Annotated in this window: 10 protein-coding genes; 2 read left to right on the top strand and 8 right to left on the bottom strand. The window is 40.4% G+C overall.

Translation table 11 applies throughout. From position 1 onward, the window contains the following. Positions 1 to 173 (bottom strand): helix-turn-helix domain-containing protein (locus IM319_RS04210; RefSeq protein WP_287729626.1); only part of this gene is annotated, 173 nt, incomplete at its 3' end. A 234-nt stretch (positions 174 to 407) separates the two neighbouring features. Between IM319_RS04210 and hisH the strand changes: the two genes are divergently transcribed. After that, positions 408 to 1,046, top strand: a complete 639-nt coding sequence (gene hisH, locus IM319_RS04205; RefSeq protein WP_287734744.1) for an imidazole glycerol phosphate synthase subunit HisH — start codon at positions 408 to 410, stop codon at positions 1,044 to 1,046. Here hisH and IM319_RS04200 read toward each other — a convergent pair. Continuing rightward, the gene (locus tag IM319_RS04200) at positions 1,035 to 1,787 is read right to left on the bottom strand and encodes an ABC transporter ATP-binding protein (protein WP_287673880.1); all 753 of its coding nucleotides are present in this window, start codon (positions 1,785 to 1,787) and stop codon (positions 1,035 to 1,037) included. The two genes, hisH and IM319_RS04200, sit on opposite strands and share 12 nt — an antisense overlap. 239 nt (positions 1,788 to 2,026) lie before the next feature. Beyond that, positions 2,027 to 3,142 (bottom strand): branched-chain amino acid ABC transporter permease, encoded by a 1,116-nt coding sequence (locus IM319_RS04195; RefSeq protein WP_287734743.1) that lies wholly within the window; start codon positions 3,140 to 3,142, stop codon positions 2,027 to 2,029. 609 nt (positions 3,143 to 3,751) lie between these two features. Between IM319_RS04195 and IM319_RS04190 the strand changes: the two genes are divergently transcribed. Next, the gene (locus IM319_RS04190) at positions 3,752 to 4,408 is read left to right on the top strand and encodes a response regulator transcription factor (protein ID WP_002767071.1); all 657 of its coding nucleotides are present in this window, start codon (positions 3,752 to 3,754) and stop codon (positions 4,406 to 4,408) included. 14 nt (positions 4,409 to 4,422) lie between these two features. Here IM319_RS04190 and IM319_RS04185 read toward each other — a convergent pair whose 3' ends face one another. From IM319_RS04185 to IM319_RS04165, 5 genes are all read right to left on the bottom strand, one after another. Further along, complete coding sequence (locus IM319_RS04185) at positions 4,423 to 4,941, bottom strand: low molecular weight protein-tyrosine-phosphatase (RefSeq protein ID WP_287076415.1); 519 nt, start codon at positions 4,939 to 4,941, stop codon at positions 4,423 to 4,425. Positions 4,942 to 4,943: 2 nt separating this feature from the next. Further along, positions 4,944 to 5,237 carry a hypothetical protein gene (locus IM319_RS04180; RefSeq protein WP_002733401.1) on the bottom strand — a complete coding sequence of 98 codons (294 nt, stop codon included), beginning with the start codon at positions 5,235 to 5,237 and terminating at the stop codon, positions 4,944 to 4,946. A 145-nt stretch (positions 5,238 to 5,382) separates the two neighbouring features. Continuing rightward, positions 5,383 to 6,021 carry a DUF2834 domain-containing protein gene (locus IM319_RS04175; RefSeq protein WP_287734742.1) on the bottom strand — a complete coding sequence of 213 codons (639 nt, stop codon included), beginning with the start codon at positions 6,019 to 6,021 and terminating at the stop codon, positions 5,383 to 5,385. Positions 6,022 to 6,127: 106 nt separating this feature from the next. Next, a complete protein-coding gene (locus IM319_RS04170) occupies positions 6,128 to 7,720 on the bottom strand; it encodes a hypothetical protein (RefSeq protein ID WP_287734741.1) in 1,593 nt (530 codons plus the stop codon). Between the two features lie 281 nt (positions 7,721 to 8,001). Further along, positions 8,002 to 8,141 (bottom strand): transposase (locus IM319_RS04165; protein WP_287734745.1); only part of this gene is annotated, 140 nt, incomplete at its 5' end.

Genomic DNA, 8,141 nt, shown 5'->3' with positions numbered 1-8,141 from the left:
GTTAGCATTGAAGAAGTTTGAGCGTAGCCTACTCTTTCTTGCTTTTCGTACCATGCTTGTGTTCTGAGATGGAGAGCTTTATTGTAAACTAATCTTACACAGCCCAAAGTGCGCCGCAATAGCGACTCTTGTTCGGGTGTTGGGTAAAATCGAAACGAATAGGCTTTTTCCATGTCTCACATTTTAGCATATATTTCGTAAATGTGCTAATATTTAACAGTAAAGCCGTCGTAGAACGACGGGGTTTCAGACCCAAAATTTTCGATGAGAATTGCTGTAGTATGATTTGTGAGCAGCCAGTCGCGGGTTCAAATCCCATCACCAGCTTTCAACAACTTTTGATTCAAGACCTAATTTAGCGGCGTGATTGCTCTAAAATAAGGTTATCGCTTGCTCAGTATATAGCAATGACCTTAATCGCTGTCATCGATTATGACATGGGAAATCTGCACTCTGCCTGTAAAGGACTGGAAACCGTGGGTGCAGTGCCGAAAATTACCGATTCTCCCCTCGATCTGGAAAAAGCTGACGCTATTGTCTTACCCGGAGTCGGTTCTTTTGATCCTGCTGTCCGGCAAATTCGCAGCCGTCGTCTAGAAAAACCGCTCAAAGTTGCGATCGCTAATGGTAAACCCTTTCTCGGTATCTGTCTCGGTTTACAAATTCTCTTTGACTCATCAGAGGAAGGTCAAGAGGCGGGTTTAGGGATTATTCCGGGGACAGTGCGCCGTTTTCGCTCGGAACCTGGCATTACCATTCCCCACATGGGTTGGAATCAGTTAGACTTCACCCAGCCGGATCATGCTCTTTGGCAGGGATTACCCCCGCATCCTCACGTCTATTTTGTCCATTCCTATTATGTTGATCCCCTTGATAGTTATCTAACTGCCGCCACCGTCACCCACGGCAGTCAAACGGTGACGGCAGCGATCGCTCGTGATCGTTTGGTAGCGGTGCAGTTTCACCCGGAAAAATCCTCGACTAATGGCTTAAAAATTCTGGCTAACTTTGTTGAACAGGTGCAAAAATTAGCTTTAGTCTCCTAAATAAGCCTTTAAAACCCGCTCGTTTTTTTGGATTTCGCTGGGAATACCATCGGCTAAATTTGTCCCTTCTGCTAATACCCAAACGTGGTGACAAAGGGACATAATCACATCCATATTATGCTCGATAATTAAAAAGGTAATTCCCTGACGATTCCATTCGATAATATGGTCGCTGATTTGAGCGATTAAAGTGGGATTAACTCCGGCGGCTGGTTCATCTAATAAAATTAATTTTGGCTTGGTCATTAGCACTCGGCCAATCTCTAATAATTTACGCTGTCCTCCCGATAAAGCTCCCGCATAATCCTGCGCTTTCTCCCCTAGACCAATCGAATCTAATATGTCCAAAGCTTTGGCACGATTTTCCTGTTCCTGTTGGCGAATTTTTGCCCCCTGAAACCAGACTTTGAGAAAATTTTCTCCCGTTTGCCCCGGACTAGCTAAGAGCATATTTTCTAACACCGTTAATCGGGATAATACCCTTGCTACTTGAAAAGTTCTCACACATCCTTTCAGGGCAATTTGATAGGGAGGCAGCTGATGAATGGGCTGACCATCAAGAAAAACTTCTCCTTTATCTGGGCGAATAAAATTAGATAAAAGGTTAAAAAGTGTGGTTTTGCCGGCCCCATTTGGACCGATTAACCCGGTGATGCTGCCCTGCGGCACATCCAAATAAGCATTATTGACGGCGCGAATGCCCCCAAAACTTTTCGATAATCCTTTGGCAGAAAGTAACATAATTGATCAGATAAACATCAGTTATCAGTAAACATTAAACAGTAATCAGTGAAAAGACAGTAAGTAGTCGTGGGAAATAAATTTCTTAGTTGAGACAGGCAATAGGCACTCTTGCAATAGGCAATAGGGTTATTTAAATGTGTAATTAATTTTGCTTAAGTCCTTAGAAAAATGCTATTTAATACTGCTCACTTAATATTCAAATCTAATCACTGATAACTGATAACTGATAACTGAAATTATTTTCCCAAAGTTAACTCCTCTTTTTTGCCGAGGATACCCTGGGGTCGCCAGATCATTAAAACCATGAGCAGCAGACCGATAATCATAATCCGTAAAGCCCCTAATTGGCTATCATTAAAAATATCTAATTGGGGTAGAATAAAGCGAGTCAGGGAATCGTAAGCCCAGAAAATTACTGCTCCTAGTAAGGTGCCTGCATTGCTACCAGAGCCACCGAGAATAATAATAATCCAAGCGTTAAAAGTCAATAATGGTTCAAAATTAGTCGGGTAAATAGTGGTTAATTGCCATGCTAAAAAAGCCCCAGCTAAACCAGCGATCGCACCGCCCAACATCAAAGATTGTAACTTATACCAAAAGACATTTTTTCCTAAAGCCCGGGGAATTTCTTCATCTTCCCGGATAGCTTTGAGGATGCGTCCCCAAGGCGATCGCAAAAGTAATTCTAAACCAGTATAAACGAGAGCGAGGAGGACTAAAACTACCACCATCAGCCCGGCTTTGTAATTATAGTCATTCAAGGCAATTACACCGTTTATATACAGAAAAAGCAGGATTATCGCCCCTAACGCCCCCCAAAAGATTAAAGCTCTCTTTTGCGTCGGTTGATAGCTTTTGCCGCTAATTTGCCCAGCTTCGCGCCATTGTCGTTGCAGATTGCGCCCCAATTGCCAGAGAGCAAAGATAGCAAGCAGGGTAAACAGGGCAATAATTAACAATTTGACGGGAAAACTGGCATTTATATCCAAAGGTAGGGGATAACGTTGTAGTCCGAAACTGCCTTTCGTTAACCAATCCTCGTTAAGCACCAGCAAACGAATTAACTCAGACACCCCGATGGTGACAATTGCTAGATAATCGGCTCTTAATCTCAGGGTGGAAAAACCGATGGCCAATCCCAACAATGCCCCTAGGATCGCCCCGACAATGACGGCAAAAATCATCGGTACACCCTGTAAAGTTAATAAAACCGTTGCATAAGCCCCTAAAGTGGCAAAAGCAACGTGACCAAAGTTAATTAAGCCAGTAAATCCCCATTGTAGATTTAAACCGAGGGCAAAAATCGCATAAATACCCGCCCAAATTGTCAGGGAAACCAAATAATCTGTCATGTGATGGCAATTATCTTAATAGTGAGGTACAAAGTTTTCGGTTTCGGGAGTCAGGAGCCAGAAGTCAGGAGTCAGGAATCAGGAGACGATGCCCAATCCAGTTATACTTCATACTTATGAGAAACGCTATAACTATGGTCTGCTGAAAAAGTTTTTCGGTGGGGGTTGGGGGTTGGGGGTTGGGGTTTTACCCATTTTCAGGTGGTCAATTACCTAATTTTCAGGGAAAAAGTCCCTGAATTTTCCCCCCAATCACTCCAAGGGGCGGCACTTTTTGAGGGAAAAAAAGTCTAAAAACCTTGTTGGATAAGGTTTTTAGATTTATTCAGCAAACCCTAACTAAAAAATGATCTTCAAAGTAAAAAGTAAAAAAGGGGTTGGGGGAGTGGGGAGCAGGGAGTGGGGGAGCAGGGAGCGCCGGAGATGGGGCGAAAAAAGCTGAAAAATCACATCTGATCACTGATTACTGATTACTGATTACTGAAAAGACTGATTGCTAACTGCTAGTATAATATCAGTTAAAACGGCCTCTGTAGCTTGATGGACAATTGTGACGAGCGGAGGGTGCTAGGCTATCAATACTGAAAAAACCTTGTCCTGTTAATTTCTATGCCTCTTTTGATTCTAATTGCCGATGATGACCCCGGTATCCGCTTAGCGGTCAAAGACTATTTAGAATTAGCAGGTTATAGTGTGGTAGCGGCGAGTAATGGTTTGGAAGCTTTGAATTTATTGGATACCTATCATCCCCATCTTTTGGTATCGGATATCAAAATGCCCCGTTTAGACGGTTATTCTTTGGTGACTAAGGTGCGGCAACAGCCAGAATTTAGGTTATTACCAGTAATTTTTTTAACCGAAAGAGGGTCAACAGAGGAAAGAATCCGCGGTTATCAAGTGGGTTGTGATATCTATCTTCCTAAACCTTTTGAGATGGAGGAATTAAAAGCAGTTATTCGCAATCTTTTAGAGCGATCGCAAATGGTGCAAAGTGAACGTCAATATCAGAAATTAAAACCGGAAGAAAGCCCCAAAACTACGGCTGTTTTAACTTCTTCTTTACAGGACGATTTTAAGTTAACCAATCGCGAGCGGGAAGTGTTAGAACATTTAGCCCGGGGACTTTCTAATAGTGAAATTGGGCAAAAACTGCATCTTAGTTCTCGCACGATCGAGAAATATGTTAGTAGTTTACTCAGGAAAACAACTACTAACAATCGCGCCGAATTAGTTCGTTTTTCCCTCGAACATAGATTAATCGATTAGCTGAAAGAAAAAACTTAAATTTTGCTTTTTACGTCCTCCAAAAGACTGCCACAGGAGTCTAAAAGTAGCTCGATTACGCGGTCAAAACCTTCACGACCACCGTAGTAGGGATCGGGAACTTCTTTTTCTGGGTGATAACGGGCATAGTCACACATTAACTTGACCTTTTCTTGATATTTTACTGTGAAATCTAGGGATAAAATATCTTGATAATTGGCTTTATCCATGGCTAAGATTAGATCAAAATTCTCGAAATCCTCGCGGGTAAATTGTCTAGCTGTCCCTTGCAGAGGAATACCGCGTTTTTTGGCCGCCGTATTCATGCGAGAATCAGGAGGAGAACCGATATGATAACCGGCAGTCCCCGCAGAATCACAGAGGATTTTATTGCTTAATCCTTCTTGTTCAATCAGATAATTCATGATATTCTCGGCAGCGGGAGAACGACAGATATTTCCTAAACAGACGAAGAGTAGTTTATAGGGCATAAATTGACTGGTAGAATCATCACTAAATTGCCAATTATAGGGCATTTTTAACATCCCGATAAAGATTTATCCTCAAAAAACTCCTCGCTGTCCATTAACCTAATTTTGGCTAATCCCAAGCTTTCTAAATAATCTTGCCACCCTTGGGGGGTATCTTCGATCGCTAATAATCCTAATACCCTAGCTACGTCTGCTACCCAGGGTAGGGTGTGAATTCTATAACCCTGCCAGTTTACCTCTAAGGATAACCAAGCGGGAATCTCTTGGGGGTTAAATTGTTGGGAGGCAAGATAATCAGCTTGAAAGCAGTAAATCCGAGGTGGTTTTTGACTCTCTAACAAGGTTAAACACTCCTTCTAATCTGGACATTAATCTCTTTGTTCGTATTTTAGGGGAACCTCAGCATAATTTCTGTTAAATATGAACTTCTCTTGTCAAGAAATAGTTAAAAAACAACTGATAACTAGGCTGAGTTTCCCCTTACCCCTAATTCTCCCCTAAGCGAGGACGAATAATTAAATAAATTGCTGGACCGATTAGAGGCAATAGGGAAATTACCGGCAACAGCAAAGGATTTTTTAATCCCCGTCGGGTTAGATCATCTTGCATCAAAATTGGACATAATAGGGTTAAAAGACAGAAATCTAAACTCATAACATGAATAAAACGGCTAGTTTGCCACTGATGCCAAAAATCAGACCAATTGCCGTTAATTAATCCGTAAGCGATTAAAATTCCCGCAGTAATTAGGGCAATTACTCCCAACCAAGGTGAGTCTAAAAGTTTAATGACAAGATTTTTTTTACCGGTAAAATTGCTGTTGGGTTGACGGAGAGTTAGATAGGGTAAAATAGCGAAAGCACCCACGGCAAAGGAGGCAAAAGCAAAGGGCCAAGCGATGATTTTTTGGTCACGACCATCGATAATTAAAAGGCTAGTGTAGATAAGTGGCCAAACTCCCATCAGGTTAAAAAGAGCGATAATTAACGGGTTGATATCTTGCCATTTGCCAGTGGAAAGATTGATAATTAAATTTATTGTATCTGGTTGATCGGGGGGTGCTAGTAAAAAAGCGTATAATCCGAAGCATAACCAAAGTAAACCAAGAATAATTTTTGTTAACATGAGAGTAGATAATTAGATTAATTGAGTAATGGGGTTTCAGCATATATTTTACCAGAAAAGTGATCAAAAGATCAAGCAATATTACCTAATCAATGATCACTAATTTTTAGGGAAGACGACGGGGATTCATGTTTTCTACTGGGGTAATTTCTGCACTTTTAGAGTTGAGTAAGCGAGTTTGTTCAAGGATAGTTTCTAAGTCTTCATCCGAGAATTCTTGTACATAGTTTAATTTGACTTCTTCTAGGAAGATAATTAATAACATCTCGATTCTTTCTAAACTGTGACGGGATTGTAATTCCCCAGCGAGAGATTGCCCGAAACGCTGGACTAATTGCTGAACTAAACCCTCAAAAACTTCGTCTTCCTGGGTAATCTTTTCAGCTATGTTAACAAAAGATTGATAAAATTGACTAGATAGACGATTGCTCAAGTCAGTTTTTAAACCTTTCATGCCGGGTAATCGCAATAAGCTTTGATAAGCGGGAGTTTGACTGAGAATTTTCTCGATATTGTATTTAATTAAAGCTTCCGCTTCTGGTTTAACTTGCGGTAAAACCTTGTCAACAGTACTATTAACTACTAACCGAAAAATTTCGATAACTTCATTAGTATCATTGAGATTATTATAGCCGCCATTGAGAGAGCTATCAAGAAATTTCTCCACTTGTCCCCGTCGAATATATTCCTGTAGTTGATTAATAATTCTCAGGACAATTATCTCAGTAATATCTTTAGAAATTAGCGCAACTAGGCCTTTAACTGCCTGTTCTTTAATCAGTCTTAAGTTAATAATTTTAACTTGATCTAGGCGAATAACGGTAGGAATAAATCGCAACCATCTCCAGATAGGAATAAACAGAAAAATATCGTACCATCGCCATAACATAGCCTCGCGCCAACGCAGACCTTTATGAGTGCGAGCAATCCACCAAGTTCTCAGCATAAATTCCCAGAAAAAGATGGTACCAAATAAAAAATCGATCGCCTCAAAGTTATCTATCGGTCTTCCATCTTCTCCTAGGGGACGAAAATAATTAGTTTCTATTAAAGGTTGAATTTCTTGATTGAAAAAATCCAACTCTTTTTCCCAGCCATTTTGACTGAGATAATCCCAAGTCCAAAACTTCTGAAAGGCTGCTTTTGCGGAAACATTTTCTGTTTTAAAAACCCGCAAGCGCATTTTATTTTTAATCTTCTCTAAGGTCCCAGTTTTCTCCGCCGAGGCAAAGGGATTATTATCGACCATATTGACACTTTTTTGGCGTAAATTGTCTAAAATCTTCTCGATCTCTTGGCGATATTCTTGCAGATTAAACTCTGGGTTAAAAAGCTTTTGATTAATTAGTTCATTAAGTTTATTAACCGTATCTAAATATTCACTGGTACTGCGATAGGGTTTAATCCCTTTCACCACATCATACTTAGCGATTCCTTTAACAAAGGGAATTTCTAGGGGTTTATCGGGAGGTATTTGTAATTCTTGAAAGGCAATCGGTCCGAGTTTTATTGGTTCATTAAATCTTAATAAAGTTATTTGCAAGCGTCCCTGTAACCAAAAATCTCGCAGGGGAATATAGGTTAAATCGAAAATAACCAGAATATAATTACATAACACCAATAGGGCCATGCAAGTCTCAAAGAGATTGCGCGGGGAAAAACGACGGTTTCTGCTCACGGGGTTTTTAGTCAAAGTCATCGGCCTAGAAAGTACACTTTGACTATGGTAAACTGAAAGTGCTGAATTTTTTTTCCTGAAAGGGATAGAAGTAGTTAAAAAAGAGCGGTTAAACTTAGTTCTGCCTCAGCAATTAATAGATGTAGTCTTCTATTCTGTGATAGCATCCTAGCAGATTCAGTTAAGCAGTTAGCTACAGCTTCTTTGGCAAGAACATTTTTATTATAAGTCGGTAAGTCGCAGATTAGCCTAAAATTACCCTGAATTGATTTTTATGGCTCTTCATTACCCTTTATGCTAAATTAACAGACAAGATGCCAAGACAACATACTTCTAACCCAAAAATTCCGAAAGTTTCTAAAGCCATAGGCTCTCCGTTTTATTAGTTTAAGTTTATTGTTGATTCCCTCGACCACCCCATTCGTTGTCCTTCGCTCGAAAT

The organism is Microcystis sp. M113S1 (genome assembly GCF_020246945.1).
Taxonomy (GTDB): domain Bacteria; phylum Cyanobacteriota; class Cyanobacteriia; order Cyanobacteriales; family Microcystaceae; genus Microcystis.
The sequence above is the reverse complement of the archived record's forward strand: the minus strand, read 5'-3'. Positions and strand labels throughout refer to the sequence as shown.